Origin of the sequence: Streptomyces natalensis ATCC 27448 (assembly GCF_000935125.1) — a bacterium.
Taxonomy (GTDB): Bacteria; Actinomycetota; Actinomycetes; order Streptomycetales; family Streptomycetaceae; genus Streptomyces; species Streptomyces natalensis.
In genome coordinates, this window is the sequence record NZ_JRKI01000003.1 from 196,364 (window position 1) to 215,953 (window position 19,590).

The 19,590-nt window shown below is 71.3% G+C and carries 17 protein-coding genes; 10 read left to right on the top strand and 7 right to left on the bottom strand.

What is annotated here, in order from left to right:
* Window positions 1-148: 148 nt before the first annotated feature.
* The gene (serS, locus tag SNA_RS01870; protein WP_030064533.1) at window positions 149-1,438 is read left to right on the top strand and encodes a serine--tRNA ligase; all 1,290 of its coding nucleotides are present in this window, start codon (window positions 149-151) and stop codon (window positions 1,436-1,438) included.
* A complete protein-coding gene (locus SNA_RS01875; protein WP_030064532.1) occupies window positions 1,435-2,247 on the top strand; it encodes an HAD family hydrolase in 813 nt (270 codons plus the stop codon). The genes serS and SNA_RS01875 overlap by 4 nt, the downstream gene beginning before the upstream one ends.
* On the opposite strand, the gene SNA_RS01880 is transcribed toward SNA_RS01875, so the two are convergent.
* Window positions 2,235-3,011 carry a rhomboid-like protein gene (locus SNA_RS01880; protein ID WP_241779515.1) on the bottom strand — a complete coding sequence of 259 codons (777 nt, stop codon included), beginning with the start codon at window positions 3,009-3,011 and terminating at the stop codon, window positions 2,235-2,237. The genes SNA_RS01875 and SNA_RS01880 overlap by 13 nt on opposite strands.
* Window positions 3,008-4,105: an Lrp/AsnC family transcriptional regulator gene (locus SNA_RS01885; RefSeq protein ID WP_078969610.1), complete on the bottom strand. Its 1,098-nt coding sequence runs from the start codon at window positions 4,103-4,105 to the stop codon at window positions 3,008-3,010. Before SNA_RS01885 ends, SNA_RS01880 begins: the two co-directional genes overlap by 4 nt.
* 127 nt (window positions 4,106-4,232) lie before the next feature.
* Here SNA_RS01885 and SNA_RS01890 point away from each other — a divergent pair, with 127 nt between their 5' ends.
* From SNA_RS01890 to mltG, 4 genes are all read left to right on the top strand, one after another.
* Window positions 4,233-5,717: an MFS transporter gene (locus SNA_RS01890; RefSeq protein ID WP_044362755.1), complete on the top strand. Its 1,485-nt coding sequence runs from the start codon at window positions 4,233-4,235 to the stop codon at window positions 5,715-5,717.
* 254 nt (window positions 5,718-5,971) lie between these two features.
* Window positions 5,972-6,283, top strand: a complete 312-nt coding sequence (locus SNA_RS01895; protein ID WP_030064527.1) for an SAV_915 family protein — start codon at window positions 5,972-5,974, stop codon at window positions 6,281-6,283.
* Window positions 6,284-6,296: 13 nt separating this feature from the next.
* Window positions 6,297-7,667, top strand: coding sequence for a diaminopimelate decarboxylase (gene lysA, locus SNA_RS01900; protein ID WP_044362757.1), 1,371 nt, complete (start codon window positions 6,297-6,299; stop codon window positions 7,665-7,667).
* Window positions 7,668-8,257: 590 nt separating this feature from the next.
* Window positions 8,258-9,085, top strand: a complete 828-nt coding sequence (mltG, locus tag SNA_RS01905; RefSeq protein WP_044362759.1) for an endolytic transglycosylase MltG — start codon at window positions 8,258-8,260, stop codon at window positions 9,083-9,085.
* A 28-nt stretch (window positions 9,086-9,113) separates the two neighbouring features.
* Here mltG and SNA_RS01910 read toward each other — a convergent pair whose 3' ends face one another.
* The 4 genes from SNA_RS01910 to SNA_RS01925 all read right to left on the bottom strand — a co-directional run bounded on the left by SNA_RS01910 (window position 9,114) and on the right by SNA_RS01925 (window position 12,954).
* Entirely contained in the window at window positions 9,114-9,833 is a 720-nt protein-coding gene (locus SNA_RS01910) for an ABC transporter permease (protein WP_030064524.1), read from the bottom strand.
* Between the two features lie 80 nt (window positions 9,834-9,913).
* Window positions 9,914-10,825: an ABC transporter ATP-binding protein gene (locus tag SNA_RS01915; RefSeq protein ID WP_030064523.1), complete on the bottom strand. Its 912-nt coding sequence runs from the start codon at window positions 10,823-10,825 to the stop codon at window positions 9,914-9,916.
* 103 nt (window positions 10,826-10,928) lie between these two features.
* The gene (locus SNA_RS01920; RefSeq protein WP_078969611.1) at window positions 10,929-11,870 is read right to left on the bottom strand and encodes an ABC transporter permease subunit; all 942 of its coding nucleotides are present in this window, start codon (window positions 11,868-11,870) and stop codon (window positions 10,929-10,931) included.
* Window positions 11,860-12,954: an ABC transporter ATP-binding protein gene (locus SNA_RS01925; protein WP_104531884.1), complete on the bottom strand. Its 1,095-nt coding sequence runs from the start codon at window positions 12,952-12,954 to the stop codon at window positions 11,860-11,862. Before SNA_RS01925 ends, SNA_RS01920 begins: the two co-directional genes overlap by 11 nt.
* A gap of 342 nt (window positions 12,955-13,296) precedes the next feature.
* On the opposite strand from SNA_RS01925, the gene SNA_RS01930 reads away from it, so the two are divergent.
* The 4 genes from SNA_RS01930 to SNA_RS01945 all read left to right on the top strand — a co-directional run bounded on the left by SNA_RS01930 (window position 13,297) and on the right by SNA_RS01945 (window position 18,186).
* Window positions 13,297-14,154 (top strand): M24 family metallopeptidase, encoded by an 858-nt coding sequence (locus SNA_RS01930; protein WP_044362763.1) that lies wholly within the window; start codon window positions 13,297-13,299, stop codon window positions 14,152-14,154.
* On the top strand, window positions 14,151-15,956 hold the full coding sequence (locus SNA_RS01935; RefSeq protein WP_044362765.1) for an SDR family oxidoreductase: 1,806 nt from the start codon (window positions 14,151-14,153) through the stop codon (window positions 15,954-15,956). Before SNA_RS01930 ends, SNA_RS01935 begins: the two co-directional genes overlap by 4 nt.
* Before the next feature lie 116 nt (window positions 15,957-16,072).
* The gene (locus SNA_RS01940) at window positions 16,073-17,014 is read left to right on the top strand and encodes a metal-dependent hydrolase (protein WP_030064519.1); all 942 of its coding nucleotides are present in this window, start codon (window positions 16,073-16,075) and stop codon (window positions 17,012-17,014) included.
* Between the two features lie 83 nt (window positions 17,015-17,097).
* Window positions 17,098-18,186: a MerR family transcriptional regulator gene (locus SNA_RS01945; RefSeq protein ID WP_044362768.1), complete on the top strand. Its 1,089-nt coding sequence runs from the start codon at window positions 17,098-17,100 to the stop codon at window positions 18,184-18,186.
* A gap of 53 nt (window positions 18,187-18,239) precedes the next feature.
* Here SNA_RS01945 and SNA_RS01950 read toward each other — a convergent pair whose 3' ends face one another.
* On the bottom strand, window positions 18,240-19,589 hold the full coding sequence (locus SNA_RS01950) for a carotenoid oxygenase family protein (protein ID WP_030064516.1): 1,350 nt from the start codon (window positions 19,587-19,589) through the stop codon (window positions 18,240-18,242).
* Window position 19,590 lies beyond the last annotated feature (1 nt).

Here is a 19,590-nt window from a genome sequence, read left to right on the forward strand (position 1 = left end):
ACTCAATGCGAGGGAATTGCGGAACACCTCACAGTGCGCATTTCACCTTCTCTCCTCAAATCGAAATAAACAGTAACAAACCGGACAATTTGCAACGCGAAGCGATATCACGTCGAACCGCCGGGCGCGGCCCCGGTAGCCTGGTGGGGTGATTGACCTTCGCCTGCTCCGTGAGGACCCCGACCGTGTGCGCGCCTCCCAGCGCGCCCGTGGAGAGGACGTCGCACTCGTCGACGCGCTTCTCTCCGCCGACGAGCGGCGCAGGTCGTCCGGCGTCCGCTTCGACGAGCTGCGCGCCGAGCAGAAGGCGCTCGGCAAGCTCATCCCCAAGGCCGCCGGGGACGAAAAGGCCGTCCTGCTGAAGAAGGCCGGCGAACTGGCCGCCGCCGTCAAGGCCGCCGACGCCGCGCAGGACGAGGCCAAGGAAGAGACCCAGCAGCTGCTGCGCAAGCTCGGCAACCTGGTCCACCCGGACGTGCCCGTCGGCGGCGAGGAGGACTTCACGGTCCTCGAAACGCACGGCACCATCCGCGATTTCGCCGCCGAGGGCTTCGAGCCCAAGGACCACCTGGAGATCGGCCAGGCGCTCGGCGCCATCGACGTCGAACGCGCCGCGAAGGTCTCCGGCTCGCGCTTCTACTACCTGACGGGCATCGGCGCACTGCTGGAGCTCGCCCTGGTCAACGCCGCCATCGCGCAGGCCACCGAGGCCGGTTTCATCCCCATGCTGACCCCGGCGCTGGTGCGTCCGTCCGCCATGGAGGGCACCGGCTTCCTCGGCCAGGCCGCCGAGAACGTCTACCACCTGGAGAAGGACGACTACTACCTGGTCGGCACCTCCGAGGTCCCGCTCGCCGGGTACCACATGGACGAGATCCTCGACGGCGACCGCCTCCCGCTGCGCTACGCCGGCTTCTCCCCGTGCTTCCGCCGCGAGGCCGGCACGTACGGCAAGGACACCCGCGGCATCTTCCGGGTCCACCAGTTCGACAAGGTGGAGATGTTCTCCTACGTCGCCCCGGAGGACGCGCAGGCCGAGCACCAGCGCCTGCTGGACTGGGAAAAGCAGTGGCTGAACGCCCTGGAGCTGCCGTTCCAGGTGATCGACGTCGCCACCGGTGATCTCGGTGCGTCGGCCTCCCGCAAGTTCGACTGCGAGGCCTGGATCCCGACCCAGGGCAAGTACCGCGAGCTGACCTCGGCCTCCAACTGCGACGAGTTCCAGGCGCGGCGGCTGTCGATCCGGCTGCGCGACACCGAGGACGGCAAGTCCAAGGTCCGCCCGCTGGCGACGCTGAACGGCACGCTGTGCGCCGTACCGCGCACCATCGTCGCGCTCTTCGAGAACCACCAGCAGGCGGACGGTTCGGTGCGCGTCCCCGAGGCCCTGCGCCCCTACCTGGGCGGCCGCGAGCGCCTAGAGCCCGTCGCCCGGTGAGCGCACCGCCCGCGCCCTACCAGCTCATCGCCACGGACCTCGACGGGACGCTGCTGCGCCACGACGAGACCGTCTCCGAGCGCACCCGTGCGGCGCTCGCCGCGGCCACCGCGGCGGGCGCGGCGCATATCGTCGTCACCGGCCGCTCGGTGCCCTGGACCCGGCACATCCTCGACGCCCTGGACTACCGGGGCCTTGCGGTGTGTGGCCAGGGCGCGCAGCTCTACCACGCCGGCGAGCACCGGCTGCTGACCTCCGTCACGCTCGACCGGCAGCTGGCGGGCCTGGCACTGGCCAAGATCGAGGCGGAGACCGGTCCGCTGTATCTGGCGGCGAGCCGCGACGGCCTGGCGGGCGAGGTGCTGGTCGGCCCCGGCTACCGCGTCCAGGACGGCCCGCTGCCGAGCATCCCGATCGACGATCCGGCCGAGCTGTGGACCGCCCCGCTCAACAAGGTCTACCTCCAGCACCCGAGCCTGGACGACGACTCGCTGGCCCGCACCGCCCGCGAGGTCGCCGGGGATCTGGTGGGCGTCGTGGTCGCCGGGCCCGGCATCGTCGAACTGCTGCCGCTGGGCCTGACCAAGGCCACCGGTCTGTCGCTGGCCGCCCGCCGTCTCGGCGTCAAGGCCGCCGGCACGATCGCCTTCGGCGATATGCCCAACGACATAGCGATGTTCGGCTGGTCCGCCCACGGGGTGGCGATGGCCAACGCTCATGACGAGCTGAAGGCCGTCGCTGACGAGGTCACCGCCTCCAACGAGGAGGACGGGATCGCGGTCGTCCTGGAACGGCTCTACCCGTCCTGACGGGGGCTGTCGGGGTCGGGGGCGGCGCCGGGCTCTGAGGCGCCGCCCGGCTGCGGCGCGGCCCGCGCCCCGTCCTGCTCCGCCCCGGCCCCGTCCTCATCCGGCGTGGCCCGCCCCGCCGGTGTCAGCGGCCAGGCCACCAGCCCCAGGACCAGGGCGATGGCATGCCCGAAGTCGGTGAAGTTCGCCCCGGTCAGCAGCGGGACGCCGAAGAAGAGCAGCACGGCGAGGAGCCAGCCGTAGCACCAGGGCGAGCGCAGCCGGTAGGTCAGCACCCCGGCGGCGGCCGCCAGCCCGTAGGAGACCCCGATGTCCACGACATGGGTCATCGACCGGGGCAGCCGGTGGCCCTCGATGGCCAGCAGGACGAGTTCCTGGCTGGCGAGCGTGGCGGCGCAGTGCGCCGCGCCGACGATCAGCAGCCAGCGCCAGGTGCCCAGCCAGCGCTCCACATTGGCGTGCAGCAGCTCGAACATCACCACATAGAGCAGGAACGACCCCGGGCGCTCGATCCAGAAACCGCTCATGAGCAGCGCGGGCACCGGATGCTCGTTCAGCTCGTGGATATTGCTGCTGGTGCGGTGCAGCAGGAACTCGCCCAGCCCCTCGGAGGCGGAGGCGACGACCACGCTGGTGATGCCGATGATCAGCAGCCAGATGTGGGTGCCGGGGGCACTGCGTACCCACGCCCGCGCCCAGGCCGCCGAGCGGCGCACGGCGTCGGCGGGCCGTTGCAGACGCCGGCCGGGGAGTACGGGTTTCATCGGCGGCGCCCGGGGACGACGGGGCGGGCGGAGGGGGGCAGGGCCGGTCGGGTGGCCGGTGGAGTGGCGGAGCGGGTGGCCGGTCGGGTGGCCGGTCCGGCGGGCAGGAACGGTCCCGCGCCCTTGATGTGCCGGATCCGCGGCGCGCTCTCCATCGTCCGTACGCCGGGCAGCGCCGCGACCCGCGTCGTCAGATACGTGTAGAGCGCCGCGACGTCCTCGCACACCACGGACGCGAAGAGGTTGTTCGGCCCGGTGGTGGCGCCCGCGAAGGCGACCTCCGGATGGGGCGCCAGCGCCGCTCCGGTGGCGGCCAGCGCGGCGGGCTCGACCGACAGCCACAGGGCGACCATCACGCCGTACCCGACGAGCCGCGGGTCGTAGTCCACGTCGTAGTACAGGACGCCGTCCGCGCGCAGCTCGGCCAGCCGGCGGCGGACGGTGGTGGGCGACCAGCCGGTGACGGCGGCCAGTTCGGCCAGCGGGGTACGGGCGTCGCGGCCCAGCGCCTCGAACAGCCGGCGGTCGGCCTCGCCGAGCGCGACCGGTGCAGGCACCGGATCCGGCGGCGGCGGGCTCAGCCGGACGATCTGCTCGTCGCTCAGCGCCCCCGACTTGCTGATCAGGCCCTGCGGACCGCCGAAGAACTTGTGCAGCAGACAGTGCGCGGTGACCCCGACGACGCTGGGCGTCCGCGGCAGCTTCTCCAGCAGCAGCTGATCGGAGTGCTCGCCGCTCGCCCCGCGGCAGAGCGCGCCGATCTCCGTACCGCCGGACATCAGGCCCACCCAGCTGGTGTCCGTGCGGCGGGCCATCGCCTCGGCGACGGGCACCGCGGCATCCGGCGTGCACTGCACCCGCACCAGCCAGTCGACCTCGCCCAGCGCCTGTGTACCGGCCAGCCCCACGACGCGCAGCGCTCCGCTGCCGCGGTGGCGGGTGTAGCGGCGGGCAACGGTCTGGTCCGAGACGCCGAGCGCGGCGGCAATACGGCTGAAGGGCGCCCGTCCGTCCAGCTGGAGGGCGTGCAGCAGCTGCCGGTCGAGGGCGTCGAACCCGGTGGCGGGGCCGACGGCCTTCGTGTCGGTTTTCACCGTTCGAGGCTAGCGCGCGTCGGATTGCGCCGCCCTGAGAACGGTGGCTGGGAGTCCGCCGACCGGGCGGCGGACGGTGGCCCGGTCCCTGTCGCCGTACGAAGGAAGAAGGAAGAAGGAAGTGAGCATGAGCACCGGCGCGAATTCTTCGCCCGCCGCCCCGGGGAAATGGTGGCCGTTGGCCGCCGTCTGCCTCGGCAATGTCCTGTTGCTGGTCGATGTGACGATCGTGGTCAGCGCGCTGCCCCGGATAGCCGACGGCCTGGGCGCCTCGTTCTCCGCCCTCCAGTGGGTGATGGACGGCTATGCGCTGGCGATGGCCGCGCTGCTGATGGCGGCGGGCTCGGCCGCGGACCGCTTCGGGCGGCGCCGGCTGTACCTGGCGGGGCTGGCCCTTTTCGCCCTCGCCTCGCTGGCCTGCGGGCTGGCCCCGGGCGCCGGGACCCTGATCGCGGCCCGCGCTGCCCAGGGCGTCGGCGCGGCGGCGATGTTCGCCACCAACACCCCGCTGCTGATGGCCGCCTACCGGGGCCGCGACCGCGGCATCGCCTTCGGCATCTGGGGCGGCACCAGCGGCGCCGCGGCGGCGATCGGCCCCGTCCTGGGCGGGCTGCTCACCGAGTACCTGAACTGGCGGGCGATCTTCCTGGTCAACCTGCCGCTGACCGCCGTCGCCGGGTATCTGACGGTCCGCCATCTCCGCGAGTCCCACGGCGACCGAGGGGCCCGCATCGATATACCGGGCGCCCTGGCCTTCACGCTGTCCGCGGGCGCGCTGACGTACGGGCTGATGCGCGGCGGCGAACGCGGCTGGACGGAGCACGGCACCCTGGCCTCGTTCGCGGGCGCGGCGGTCGCGCTGGTCGTCTTCGTTCTCGTCGAGCGGCGGGTGCCACAGCCCCTGCTGGACCTGCGGCTGCTGCGCCGCCCGTCGTTCGCGGCCCTGATGGCGGCGGCCCTGCTGCTCCAGGCTGCGGCCTTCCCGTATCTGACGTTCGTGGGACTGTGGGTGCAGAACGTGCTGGGCCTGAGCCCGGTGCAGGCGGGGCTGGCGGTGCTGCCGATGGCCCTGATGTCGTTGCTGGTCGGCGCGCTCGGCGGCCGGACGCTCCAGCGGCTTGCCCCGCAACTCCCGCTGGGGATCGGCCTGTTGCTGGTCGGCGCGGGTGCGCTGCTGGACAGCGCGCTGCTCGGCGCGGACGCGGGCTGGGCCACGCTGCTCCCGGGGCTCGCGGTGAGCGGACTGGGCGTCGGCACGGCCATGCCGGTGCTGGCCCCGGCGGCCCTGGGCGCGGCGCCACCGCAGCGCGCGGGCATGGCCAGCGGCGCGGTGAACACCTTCCGCCAACTGGGCTTCGCCCTCGGCATCGCGGCCCTCGGCACACTCTTCACCCACGCCCTGCACGGCCTCACCCCAGGCGCCCCGCTACCGGCCGTCCGCGCCGCGTATGCGACGGGCCTGACGCGCCTCACCCTGACCTGCGGGCTGGTGGCGGTGGCGGCGGGGCTGATGGTGTTGATGGTGGTTCGGGGGGCGGGGAGTACGGATGCGGGGCAAGCCGCACCGCCGACGCCGCGCACCGCCGTCGCCGCGGGCGGCCGCCCTCGTTAGCCACCCTCGTCAGCCGCCCTCGCCGCGGTCAAGCGCAAACCACCACGGCACACGTACGGGTGGATACCCAAGCGGGCCGCCCGTGACCGGCCGCCCGACGGCAGCATCGCGTCAAGTCCCGTCCACAGTTCGTCAATGATGCGTCAGCGGGCGCGGGACGCCGCGCCGAGCGGGAATAGCGTCGGAAGAGCCGAGCCCCGGCGGCTGCGTCACCTTCGGACCGGGGCCGTCGAGTGCTGCCGAGGAGCGACGCCGTGCCCCACCCCCACCCGTTGTACGCGGAAGACCCCGAACCCTCCGAACGTCTCCCGGCCGGGCCTTTGTTCGTCCCCGTCCGGTCGGGCCCCGCGGGCTGCACCGCCCGCCTGTTCCGCACCCCGCGCGGCGGCCGTATCGCCGTCGCCTTCACCTCGCCCCAGCGGCTGGCGGCGGCCCTCGGCGGCGGCCAGCCCTGGGTCCGGCTCGCCGAACCCGCCCTGCGCGCCCTGGCCGAACCGGTCGGCGCGACCGGTCTGGCCGTCGATCCCCGGTTCACGCCGGAGATCCCGCCCCTGCAAGCCGTCTGAGGGGAAGCCGATCATGAGCCACACCCTCGGCCGGACCCGGACCGCTCTCCCGCAGCCCGCCGTCCCCGGCCCCGCCGCGCCCCCGCATTCCCCGCCGGCCCTCTGGCCCGGGTCCACCAGCCCCCTGCCGGACGACGATCTCGCCGTCGGCGGCGTCCCCCTCACCGAGCTCGCCGACCGTTTCGGCACCCCCGCCTACGTCCTGGACGAGGACGAGGTCCGCAACCGCTGCCGCGCCTATCTGCGGGCCTTCCCCGACACCGACATCTACTACGCGGCCAAGGCGTTCCTGTGCCGCGCGATGGCGCACTGGGTCCAGGAGGAGGGCCTGGGCCTGGACGTCTGCTCGGCCGGCGAGCTGGAGCTGGCCGTCACCACCGGCTTCCCGGCCGAGCGCATCGTGCTGCACGGCAACGCCAAGAGCCCGGAGGACCTGCGCAGCGCACTGCGGCTCGGCGTCGGGCGGATCGTCATCGACAGCACCTCGGAGATAGCCCGGCTGGCCGCCGCGGTCCCGGTCGGCAACCGGCAGAAGGTACTGATCCGGGTCGTACCGGGGATCGCCGCGGGCGGCCACGCCAAGATCCGCACCGGGACCGAAGGGCAGAAGTTCGGACTGTCGCTGGCGGACGGCTCCGCCCAGCACGCCATCACCCGCGTACTGGGTCAGCCGCGCCTCCAACTGGTGGGCCTGCACTGCCACTTGGGGTCGCAGATCACCACCGTCAAGCCGTATCTGTCGGCGGTACGGCGACTGGTCGGGCTGCTGGCCCGCATCCACGAACAGCACGGCCTCACCCTGCCCGAACTGGACCTCGGCGGCGGCCACGGCATCGCCTACCGCCCCGGGGAACCGGCCCTCGACCCCGTCGGCCTCGCCGTCAAGATCCGCGCCGAACTGGCCGGGAGTTGCGCGGCGGCCGGACTGCCGGTGCCCCGCCTGGCCATCGAACCGGGCCGCGCCATCGCGGGGCCCTCCGGTATCGCCCTCTACCGGGTGCTGACCGTCAAACAGAGCGGCGGGCACACCTTCGTGGCGGTGGACGGCGGCATGAGCGACAACCCGCGTCCCGCGCTCTACGGGGTGCGCTATGCGCCCCGGCTGGTCGGCCGCCGCTCGCTCGCCGCACCGGCGGCGGTCACGGTCGTCGGCCGCCACTGCGAGGCCGGCGACATCCTCGCCTCCGACGTCCCCCTCCCGAGCGACCTCCGCCCCGGCGACCTCCTGGCCGTACCCGTAGCGGGCGCCTACCACCTCTCCATGGCCTCCGGCTACAACCTGGTCGGCCGCCCCCCGGTGGTCGCGGTCACCGGCGGCCACGCCCGACTCCTGGTGCGCCGGGAGTCCCTGGCGGACATCCAGGGGCGGGATGTGGGGCTTTAGACATGGGCGTTGGAAGAGGGGCTTTGGAAGAGGGGCTTTGGAAGAGGGGCTTTGGAAGAGGGGCTTTGGAAGAGGGGCTTTGGAAGAGGGGCCGTTAGACGTGGGGCTGTTAGACGTGGGGCTTTAACGGAGGGGCGGCGCGACGGGCGCGGTCGGCCGGCCGGGTCGGTCGGTACTGGTCAGTCGGTACGGAGGGGGACGGTCGGTACAACGGGCGCGGTCGGACGCTACTGCGCCGCTCGGGCGGCTCGGGCCGCTCGGGCGGCTGGGTGGGGTTGACCTGCTCTACGGAGGCGATCGGCTCGGGGGCGCGGGACCGGCGCCGCGGACCCGGACGGCGCCCTCCGACCGGACCGCGCGGGACGACGCGACCGGTGCGGCGAGGACGGCCGTTACGACGAGTACGGGCGGTACGACTCGGCGCGCCGGAGCTCGGGCCTCCGCCGTGGTCCGACCGGCCGCCCCCGGCGGGTCGGCACACCGTGCGGTCAGGTGAAGACCAGGCATCACACCACCATCCGTTCCCCTCATCGGTGGCGATACAGAGGAGGCAGGCCTCGTTACGCGGCCCGCTGGCCTACGGTGCCCCCATGAGCGATGTTCGGCGCACCGTTCGCCGGTCCGGGCCGCGGCTGCCCCGCGGGGGCCGGCTGCTTCTTGTTGCCGTGCTGTGCGTACTGGTCGTCCTTGCCGTGCTGCTCGTGCCGCGGCTGCTGCGCGGACCGCAGCCCGAGGCGCAGCTGACCGTGCCGGAGGGCCGACGCGCGGCACAGGTGTATGCCGCCGCGGACAAGGTGCTGCATCTCCCCGAGGGCACCACCGCGAAGGCCGCCAGGACCGCACATCTGCACCTACCGGCCGACGCGAAGGGCAACCCGGAGGGCTACCTCTTCCCGGCCACCTATCCGATCCGACAGGGCACCACCCCGGCGTCGCTGCTCGCCTACATGGTCGACACCGCCCACCAGCGACTCGCCGACGACCGCATCGCCGCCTACCGGACGGTGGTGATCGCCAGCATCGTGCAGGCCGAGGCGGACCGGCCGGCCGACATGGGCAAGGTCGCCCGGGTCATCGACAACCGGCTCGCCAGGAACATGCCGCTCCAGATGGACTCGACCATCAACTACGCACTCGGCCGCAGCACCCTCCACACCAGTCACGCCGACACCAGGACCACCAGCCCGTACAACACCTACCGGCACCCGGGCCTGCCGCCCACCCCGATCGACAACCCCGGGACGGATGCGCTCAAGGCGGCGGGCGCGCCGCCCAAGGGCGACTGGCTGTACTTCGTCACCGTCACACCGGGCGACACCCGCTTCACCGCGGACTATCACGAGCACCAGCGCAACGTCCGGGACTTCAATGCGCACCAGAAGAACGGCGGTGCCACCGGCCAGGCTCAGGGCGGCTGAGCACGCGCCCCGTATCACTCCTACCCGATCACTCCTCTCCGGCCAGCGTCAGCGACTTCAGCCGGCGCCCGGCGTACCAGGTGGACCCGACCGTCACGACCGCCAACAGGCAGAGCGCGAGTGGGAGTTGAACATCGGAGGTAAGCGCACCCTCCGCACCGACCTTCTGGCCGACCGCCAGCGCCCACTGCTGAACGCTGAGGGTCCGGGCACCGGGGACCAGCGTCCCGAAGAACGCCTCCCAGACCAGGGCGTAGACCAGCCCGAAGACGACCGCATGGCGGGTGATCGTGCCGAGCAGGAGGAAGAACGCGCTGTAGGCGACCGAGGCGATGGCCGCCGCCACCGCGTACGCGACGGCTATCTGCTGGCTGTTGCCGTTCAGCACGAAGCCGGCGAGCAGGACGGGCACGGCGGAGAAGGTGACCGTGACGCCGGTCGCGACCAGGAGTTTGGTGAAGATGATCGTCGACCGCCGCACCGGCTTGGACAGGAGGTAGACCACCGAGCCGTCGTCGATCTCGGGGCCGATCGCGCCCGTACCGGCGATCACGCCGATCAGCGGCACCATCGTGCCCAGCGCGAAACCGCCCAGGACGCCGCTCGCCGTGGAGTCGTCTGCACCGGCCAGCGCGCGGATGGCGACGGCGATGACCACCAGGAGTGCGGGCAGCGCGAAGAGGATCAGCGCACGGCGCCGGCCGAGCAGGGCTCGGTAGGTGAGCCGGGCGACGGTGGGGTGGAACAGTGCGGCCCGGGGCGCGCCGGTGGGCGCGGGCGGCGCCGCCGGAGTGGTCGTGGACATTGCGACGGGGCTCCTTTCCGGCCTCAGGCCGCTACGAGGTAGGAGAAGACGGATTCCAGCGATTCATCGGACGGCGAGACCGTCAGCAGCCGAATGCCGTGGTCGCGGGCGACCCGCGGCAGCAGCTCGGTGAACCGGCCGAAGTCGACGGCCTGGATGCGCAACGCACCCTCGGCAAGGTCCACTTCGATGCCGGACGTGGACGGATCGGCGATCAGCGCACCGGCCAGCGCACGGTCGTTGTCGGACCGGACGAGATAGCGGTGCGGGCGGTCGGTCATCAGCCGGCGGATCTTGCGGAAGTCACCGGAGGCGGCATGCCGTCCGGCCACCACCACCTCGATATGCGAGGCGAGTTGCTCGACCTCTTCGAGGATGTGCGAGGAGAACAGGACCGTACGCCCCTCGTCACCCATCCGCCGCAGCAGCTCCATCAGCTGCATGCGCTGCCTGGGGTCCATGCCGTTGAACGGCTCGTCCAGCAGCAGAACGGAGGGGTCGTGGACCAGCGCGGACGCCATTTTCACCCGCTGCCGCATGCCCTTGCTGTACGTCGATATCTTGCGGTCCTGGGCGTACTCCATCTGCACCGTGGCCAGCGCCCGAGCCGCCTCGGCCCGGCCCAGGCCGTGCAACTCGGCGTTGGCCAGGACGAATTCGCGTCCGGTGAGGAAGTCGTACATCGCCTCGCGCTCGGGGACGATGCCGATGTGGCGGTAGCTGTCGGAGTTGCGCCAGATCGTGCTGCCGTCGAGGGTGACGGTGCCGTTGGAAGGGGCGAGGAAGCCGCCCATCATATTGATGAGGGTGGACTTCCCGGCGCCGTTGGGGCCGAGCAGGCCGGTCACTCCGGGCGCGATGGTCATCGAGATGTCGTTGACGGCAACGACATTTCCGAACCAGCGGGAGACATGGTCGATGGCGACAGTACTCATGGGCGCAGCCCATTCCTTGAGGGGTGGTGGTCGGGCGACGGCGACAAGAAGGGGCAGCGCGAAGCGCTTCGTCGCGGGGCGGTGGTGGGCGACGGGCGGGCACTCACAGGCCGGCCTTCCGGTAGCGGAGCATCAGCAGGGCGTAGAAGCCCGCGATGGCTATCAGCGTGACGAGGAGATAGACGCCTCCGGCGGCGGTCGACGGCGCCAGGTGATCGGGGAACGAGGTCGTCCCGCCGAGGAACGTCGCCTGCACTCCGTCGATGAGCGTGATGGGGGAGAAGAGGCCCAGCCAGCCGACGGCGGCCTCGCTGCCCTGGATGGCGGCGATGCCCTGGACGGCGCTGACGGCCCCGTAGGGAATGGTCAGTACGGCGATCACGGCGGCGACGCCGAAGCCGCGGCGGGGCGTGAGCGCCGAGATGACCAGGCCGATTCCGGCGAAGAGGAGGGAGAGCAGCGCGACGGACACCAGGCCCTGCCCCAGCCCCTTGGTCTGGTCGAGGAAGTCCAGCTTGGCTAGCAGCGCACCGGTGTAGAGGACCAGAAGGGGCGCCGCGGTCAGGATGAACAGGGCGCTCGCCATGGCCGCGAATTTCGCCGCCACATAGTCGCCGCGCTCGATGGGGCGGGAGAAATACAGCGGGACGGTCTTGAAACGCAGATCACGGGACACGGACTGCGGGGCCTGGGCTGCCAGATAGAGGCCGATGACGGCCTGTAGATAGATGGCGTAGTGGGTGTAGGAGACCGGCAGGCTGCTCGCCTTGGTGAACACCGCCACCGCGACCATGATCGCCGCGGGCAGGCACATCACCGCGAAGAGCAGCATCGGCAGCACCTTGGTCCTGGCCGAGCGGCCGAGTCCGTAGGCACCGCGCAGGCTCTGCGAGAAGAGCGACCGGCGGGCGTAGGAACGGCCGAGACGGGGACCGTCGTAATGGCGGTAGCCGATGTTGTGGATCAAGGCCCCGCCGGGCGTGGCGGAGAAGGGGGCCTGCGGTGCGGGGGCCGCGGACACGGGGGGCGAGGAGTCAGTCGGCATCGGAGGCGCCTCCTTCCTGGGGGGCGTGCGGGGCATATGGGGTGCCGGGGACACCGGCGGAGGAGCTGACGGCGGAGGAGCTGAAGGACGGTGCGGCGGTAGCCACAGCCGCACCCGCGCCTGTGTTTGCCTCCGCATTCGACTCCGCGTCTGCGTCGCGGAAGACCTCCGCTATCCGGTGCCGGCGCTGTTCCATCCGGATCAGCCCCAGGCCCAGCCCGGCAACCGTGTCCCGTACCAGATCGTGGGTCTCCTCGCTGGACGCCTCGACGTAGAGCACATGGCCCGAGGAGGCCAGGCTCTCGGTCCCGACGGCGTCGCTGACCACGGCTCCGGCCGCGACCAGTGCCGAGCGGAGCGCCGCAGTGCCGTCCGGGCAGCGGTCGGTGTCCGTGACCTCGACCGCCAGCGAGGCCGTGGCCTGGGTGAACTCATCCGTGGACGAGGACCGCAGCAGCTTGCCGCCGTCGATGACGACGACATGATCACAGGTGCGCTCCAGCTCACCGAGGAGGTGGGAGGTCACCAGGACGGAGATCCCGAAGTCGGTGTGGACGCGGCGGATCAGGCCGAGCATCTCGTCCCGGCCGACCGGGTCCAGACCGTTGGTCGGCTCGTCCAGGAACACCAGCTGCGGGTCGTGCACCAGCGCCTGGGCCAGCTTCACCCGCTGCTTCATACCGGTCGAGTAGCCGCCCATGGGGCGATAGCGCTCCTCGTAGAGGCCGACATGACGCAGGGTGTCCGCGGTCCGCTCGCGGGCGGCCGTCGGCGGCAGGCCGGACATCCGGGCCATATGCACCACGAACTCGGTGGCCGAGACGTCCGGCGGCAGGCAGTCGTGCTCGGGCATATAGCCGACCCGCTCGCGGATGGCGGCACCGTCCTTGGTCACGTCCAGGCCGAGGACGTGCGCGCTCCCTTCGGTGGCCGGGGCCAGGCCGAGAAGGATCTTGATCAGGGTGGATTTTCCGGCACCGTTGGCACCCACCAGGCCCGTCACGCCGGGCCCGATGTCAACGGAGAGCCGGTCCAAGGCGGTCACCCGGGGGAACCGCTTGCTCAGGCTTTCGGTCACGATCACAGTCACGTCTTCGACGGTAGAGGCGGGGCGCCCTCCGGTCGTCAACCCAGACGGTGGTCTCTGCCCACCCCTCGCGTACCTCTCCGGTACGAGGAACCCTTAGGGGTCGTCATGCCTGGAGGGGACCCGGCCTCAGGGTCGCGTCACACCACGGGTCGACCGGCCGCGTCCGGGCACTCCCGCCCCGCCCCCTGACCAGCCCCTGACGCACCCCCGTGCCCACGCCCCTCCGCACACCCGTGCTGCACACCTCTTGACGCAGCCGCCAGGCATTGTCACATTCATCAGTGGCAAGTTACGGGCGCGTACCGCGATGAACCGCTTACGGACGGACGGTTGGCGATGGCCTCAGCGACCTCAGCAGGAACCACAGCACGTACCGCCGAACTGAGCGGGTTCAGAGAGGTCCAGCGCCTGGCGTACGACTGCGCGGAGGCGGTCGCCGCGCAGCTCAAACCCGGGGTCACCGAGCGCGCGGCGGCACGGATGCAGCGCGAGTGGCTGCGCGAGCGCGGCGTACGGGACTGGTTCCATCTGCCGTTCGCGTGGTTCGGCGACCGCACCGCCTTCGTCAACTTCCGCATCCCGCTGCAGTTCTTTCCCACCCATCGCGAGCTGGAACCGGGCATGGCCTTCATCCTCGACATGGCCCCCGTGTACAAAGGCTTCACCGCCGATATCGGCTACTCCGGCTGCCTCGGCCTCAACCCCGTCCACGACCGGCTGCTCGCCGACCTCGAAGCGCACCGCGAGCTGATCCTGCGCGAGGTGCGCGAGCGGCGCCCGTTGCGCGAGATCTACGAGGACGTGGAGCGGCTGATGGTGCGCCAGGGCCACACCAACCGCCACCGGGCCTACCCCTTCGGCGTCATCGCCCACAAGATCGACCGCGTCCGGCAGCGCCGCTGGTCCCCCACTCTCTTCGGGTTCGGCACCCAGTCCCTCAAGGGCCTGGCCTCCGACGCGCTGCACGGCCACCGGGAGGGCTGGTCACCGCTGTGGAGCCCGTATTCGTTCTCCGACCACCCGCCGCAGCCGGGGCTGTGGGCGGTCGAACCCCATCTCGGATTCCGGGGCACGGGCGCCAAGTTCGAGGAAATCCTGGTGGTCACCGACTCCAAGGATCCGCAGGAAAGCGCCTTTTGGCTGGACGACGATCTGCCGCATGTGCGGCGCTGGCAGGAGGAGAAGGCCGCGTGAAGACGGGACAGGGCCCGGGACAGGGGTCGCATCAGGGTCAGGAAGGGCTCCGGGGGGCGCGGGAGCGCCGGGTGCGCACCGGCGGCGTGGAACTGTGTGTCGCCGAACTGGGGGATGCCGCACGGCCCACTGTGATGCTGGTGCACGGCTATCCGGACAGCAAGGAAGTGTGGTCCGAGGTCGCCCAGCGGCTGGCCGAGCGTTTCCATGTGGTGCTGTACGACGTCCGCGGCTGCGGCCGCTCCACGGCCCCGAAGCCGCTGCGCGGCGGGTTCACCCTGGAGAAGCTGACCGATGACTTCCTGGCCGTCGCGGACGCCGTCAGCCCCGGCCGGCCGGTCCATGTGGTGGGGCATGACTGGGGCTCCGTCCAGGCCTGGGAATTCGCCACGGTCCGCCGCACGGAGGGCCGGATCGCGTCCTTCACCTCGATGTCGGGCCCGTCGCTGGACCACTTCGGCCACTGGATCAAGAAGCGGATGGCGCGGCCCACCCCCCGGCGCGCCGCCCAGCTCCTCAACCAGGGCGCCAAGTCCTGGTACGTCTACATGCTGCACACCCCCAAGCTGCCCGAGCTGGCGTGGAAAGGCCCGCTCGGCAAACGCTGGCCCAGGATTCTGGAGCGGGTGGAGAAGGTGCCCGGTGGCAGTTATCCGACGCCTTCGCTGCCCACGGACGCCGCCCATGGCGCCTGGCTCTATCGCGACAACGTCATCCCGCGGCTGCGCCGCCCGCGCGCCGATGCGTATGCCCACTGCCCGGTCCAGCTGATCACTCCGACCGGCGATGCGTTTCTCTCGCAGCGGCTCTATGACGACCTGGAGCGGTGGGCGCCCCAGCTGGTACGCCGTACCCTTCCGGCCAAGCACTGGGTGCCGCGCACCCGGCCCGACCAGCTGACCTCCTGGATCACCGAGTTCATCACCGCCCAGGAGGAGGGCGATCCGGCCAAGAAGGTGGTGGCCACCGGCCCGTACGCCGACCGGTTCGGCGGGCAGCTGGTGCTGGTGACCGGCGCGGCCAGCGGGATCGGGCGGGCCACGGCGTTCGCCTTCGCCGAGGCCGGTGCGCGGATCATCGCCGTGGACCGGGACACGGAGGGCGCGGCACGGACCGCCGATATGGCGCGGCTGATCGGCGCGCCGCAGGCGTGGGCCGAGGCCGTGGACGTCTCGGACGAGGCGGCCATGGAGAAGCTCGCCGACACGGTGGACGCCGCATACGGCACCGTCGACGTCCTGGTGAACAACGCCGGCATCGGCCTGTCCGGCTCCTTCCTCGACACCACCACCGAGGACTGGCAGAAGGTCCTGGACGTCAACCTGTGGGGGGTCATCCACGGCTGCCGGATCTTCGGCAAGCGGATGGCGGAACGCGGACAGGGCGGCCATATCGTCAACACCGCCTCGGCCGCCGCGTATCAGCCGTCCAAGATCCTTCCCGCCTACAGCACGTCCAAGGCGGCCGTCCTGATGCTCAGCGAATGTCTGCGCGCCGAGCTGGCGGGCCAGGGCATCGGTGTCTCGGCCATCTGTCCGGGACTGGTCAACACCGGCATCACCACCACCTCGCGTTTCGCCGGGGTCTCGGCCGACGAGGAGAAGCGCCGCCAGGCCAAGGCCGCCCGGCTGTACGGGATGCGCAACTACCCGCCGGAGAAGGTCGCCGATGCCGTACTGCGGGCGGTGGTGCGCAACCAGGCGGTGGTGCCCGTCACCCCGGAGGCACGCGGCGCCCATCTGATGTCCCGCTTCACCCCGCGCGCCCTGCGCGCCCTCGCCCGCATCGAACCGCCGCTGTAACCGCACTCGCGCTGACCGCACCGTGTGTCACCCCCGTTGCCATCCGGTCGTCGCCGTTGATTCCTTCAAGCCGTTGATTCCTTCAAGGAGAGTTCTGCGCACATCAGGAGCCGCGCATGAGCACGTCACCTGCACCCCGCACCCCTGACCCGCGTCCGCGGGACCACCACCCGATAGCGCCGCGCCGGGTCACGTTCGACTGGCGCACCACACCGCTGCACTGGATACCGGACGAACCCACCGCCACGCATGTCATCAATGTGCTGCATCTGCTGCTGCCGGCGGGCGAGCGGTGGTTCGTCACGGTCTTCAAGGAGGCCCTGCCACTGGTCCGGGACGAGGAACTCCTCCGGGACGTCAAGGGCTTCATGGGCCAGGAGGCCACCCACAGCGTCCAGCACGCCTACGTCCTCGACCACTTGGCCCACCAGGGCCTCGACACCGAGCGCTACACACGCCACATCGACTTCCTCTTCGCCTACCTCCTGGGTGAGAAACCTCCCCTCGGCCTACCGCTCCCCCAACAGGAGTGGCTGCGCTTCCGCCTTTCCCTGATCGCCGCCATCGAGCAGTTCACCGCCGTGCTCGGTAACTGGGTGCTGGCCGCCGACGGCCTCGACCGCGCCGCTCCCGATCCGGTCATGCTCGATCTGCTGCGCTGGCACGGCGCCGAAGAGGTCGAGCACCGCGCCGTCGCCTTCGACATGTACCAGCACACCGGCGGCGAGGAACCCGCCCGCTACCTCCGCCGTATCCTCGGGATGTCGGTCACGGCACCCGTCCTCCTCTACCTCTGGGCCTGCGGCGCGGCCTACCTCCTGCGGCACGATCCCCAGCTCGCCCTTCCCTCCCGCTACTCGCTGCGCGAGCACAACCGCGCCGTACGTAAGGGACTGCTGCCCTCCTGGCGCGAGCTGGGCTCGGCTGTACCTCGCTATCTGCGGCGGTCGTACCATCCCTCGCAGGAGGGGTCGCCGCGCACGGCCGTCGCCTACCTGGCGTCCTCCCCGGCCGCCCGGGCCGCGGCGGGCGCGGTGGGCCGCGCGGCCCTTTCGTGACGCGCGGCCGTCGGGCGGCCGTTGACGGAAACCGGACGGCCGCCACAAGACGGGCGGGCGGCCATCTTGTGAGGAGTACCGCAGTGACCGAGCAGCCGCCGACGGCCGAGGCCCGCACGGCCGAATACCGCATCGAGGAGCTGGCGCACCTCAGCGGCGCCACGGTCCGTACGATCCGCGCCTACCAGGACCGCGGACTGCTCCCCCGCCCCGAACGCCGCGGCCGGGCCAATGTCTACGGCGACGTCCATCTGGCCCGGCTGCGCCAGATCGCCGACCTCCTCGACCGCGGTTACACCCTGGCCAGCATCAAGGAACTCCTCGAGGCCTGGGACGCGGGACTCGACCTGGGCGGGGTACTCGGTCTGGTCGCCGAGATCGACGGACCGTGGACCGATGAGAAGGCGTCTCGTATCAGCCGCGCCGACCTGGACACCGCCTTCGGCGGCACCTCCGACAACGCCGCGGTGGCCGAGGCCGTCGAGCTCGGCGTACTGGAACGTATCCCGGGCCATGACGACGAGTACCTCGTCCCCAGTCCCCGCGAGCTCGCCGTAGCCGCCGAGCTGCACTCCGCGGGCGTCCCGCTGCCGGCCATCTCCGGCCATCTGCGCGAGGTACGCGGACAGGTGGAACACATCGCGGCCCGCTTCGTCGACTTCACCACCGAACACCTCTTCCGTCCCTATCTGAATCACCCGCCGACCGATACCGAGGCCGCCGAGGCCGCCGCGCTCGTACGCCGCCTCCGGCCTCTGGCGCAGCAGACCATCGACGCCGAACTCGCCCGCGCCATGCGCACCCTGGCCACCCGCTACCTCCGCCGCCACCTCGCCGAGGCGCAGCCGGGGGAGCCCGGAGGAAGCCGCGGCGCGAGGAACAGGGAGCGGGCTGCCGCGACCGCGCCTGCCTCCGTCATCCCCCGTGCGGCGGAGTCCGGCACCGGCTCCCGGTCGGTCGCGGCACGGGGGTCCGCGACCGACCGGGAGCCGGTCCTTCTCCCCGCCGAAACCGCCCAGGCCGTACGCGACCTGGTCGGCCCGGACAACATGGCCGCCTTTATCGCCGCCGCCGCCGACCGCGAAGTCCGGGCACGCACCATGGACGCCCTGACGGCCTCGGCCCTACGGGACGCACCCGCCGCCGAGCGCTCCCGTTCGCCCCGACGCTGATCTGCGTCCTCAACTCGCTCCCCTCAACGCGCTCCCCTCAATGCTCCCCTCCCTCAACTCACGGGATCGGGCAGCCAGTTGCCGTGAAACCCATAGGGCACCCGCTGCGGAAGATGCACCGTCGCGACCGGGTCGGCAGATATGTCCTCCGCATCCAGGATCACCAGATCGCTGGTGTCGCCGACGGCGTCATGGACATAGCTGAGCAGCCAGCCCGGCCCGCCCGGGCGGTCGTCCGCCGGTGCGAAGGCCGCCTCGCTCGGGGTGCGGCCGGGCCCGAAGTCATGCCGTACCACCGCGCCCGAGTGCAGGTCATAGCGGACCAGCGCCCCGGGTAGCGGCCCCGAGCCGGGCACCTCGGCCGATATGGCGTGGCCGAAGCGGGCCGGCTGACCGGCGAGGCGGTCGTCTATTCGGGGGAACTCGCAGAACTGGTCGTCGAGCTGCTCCTCGGACACCGTTCCGGAGGCCAGGTCGATGGTCCAGCGCCACAAGTGGGACGGGTTGTTGGCGCCGTAGTCGGGATAGCGGGCGACATGGAGGACGATGCGCTGCGCGCCGTCGTCATGGGCGTTGAGGGCGTGGAAGACGTAGCAGGGGTCGATGGACAGCCAGCGGATCTCGCCGTACGGATCGTCGCGGCGCAGTACGCCCAGCCGGGCACCGTACTCCGGATCCCAGGCGTAGGGCATCCCGGGACGGCTGCGGTCGAAGACGACCGGGAGATCCATGAAGACGACATGGGCGGCGGTGAGATGGAAGTCGTGCATCATCGTCGCCGCCGGGACGTCTATGGGGCAGCTGACCTCCAACTCCCCTGCGGCATTGGCACGGTGGTAGGTGAGATAGGGCGGGTGCGGGCCGCCGTATCCAAAGAAGTGCAGCTCGCCCGTCGTGGGACAGGTCTTGGGGTGGGCGGTCATCGCGGTGGTGAGCCGGCCGCCGAAATCATGGGCGCCGATGGTCTCCAGCTCATGACCGGGGCGGCAGTCGATCTCGTAAGGAAAGGACGATTCGACCAGCGCCAGGGTGCGTCCGGCGTGCCGGACGACATGGGTATTGGCGACACTCGCCGTGAGATTGCGGCGACCCTGCTCGTCGGCAAAGGGGATGCCGTCGGTGAAGCCGGCCGTACGGACCCAGCGGTTGCGGTAGGAGACGGCGCGGCCGCCCTCCAGGCGCAGGCCGTGCACCATGCCGTCGCCGAAGAACCAATGCCGGGAGGCGGCATCGCGCGGGTTGGGGCCGTTGCGCAGGAACCAGCCGGTCAGCTCCGGTGGGATGGTGCCCGTAACCGGTAGGTCGTAGGCGGTCACCTCGTCCTTTACCGGGGCGAAGTTTCCGGCCATATGGGGCACGGGGGCGGTGGATTCCGTGGCGGCGCTCGGGTTTGCGGTGGTCATG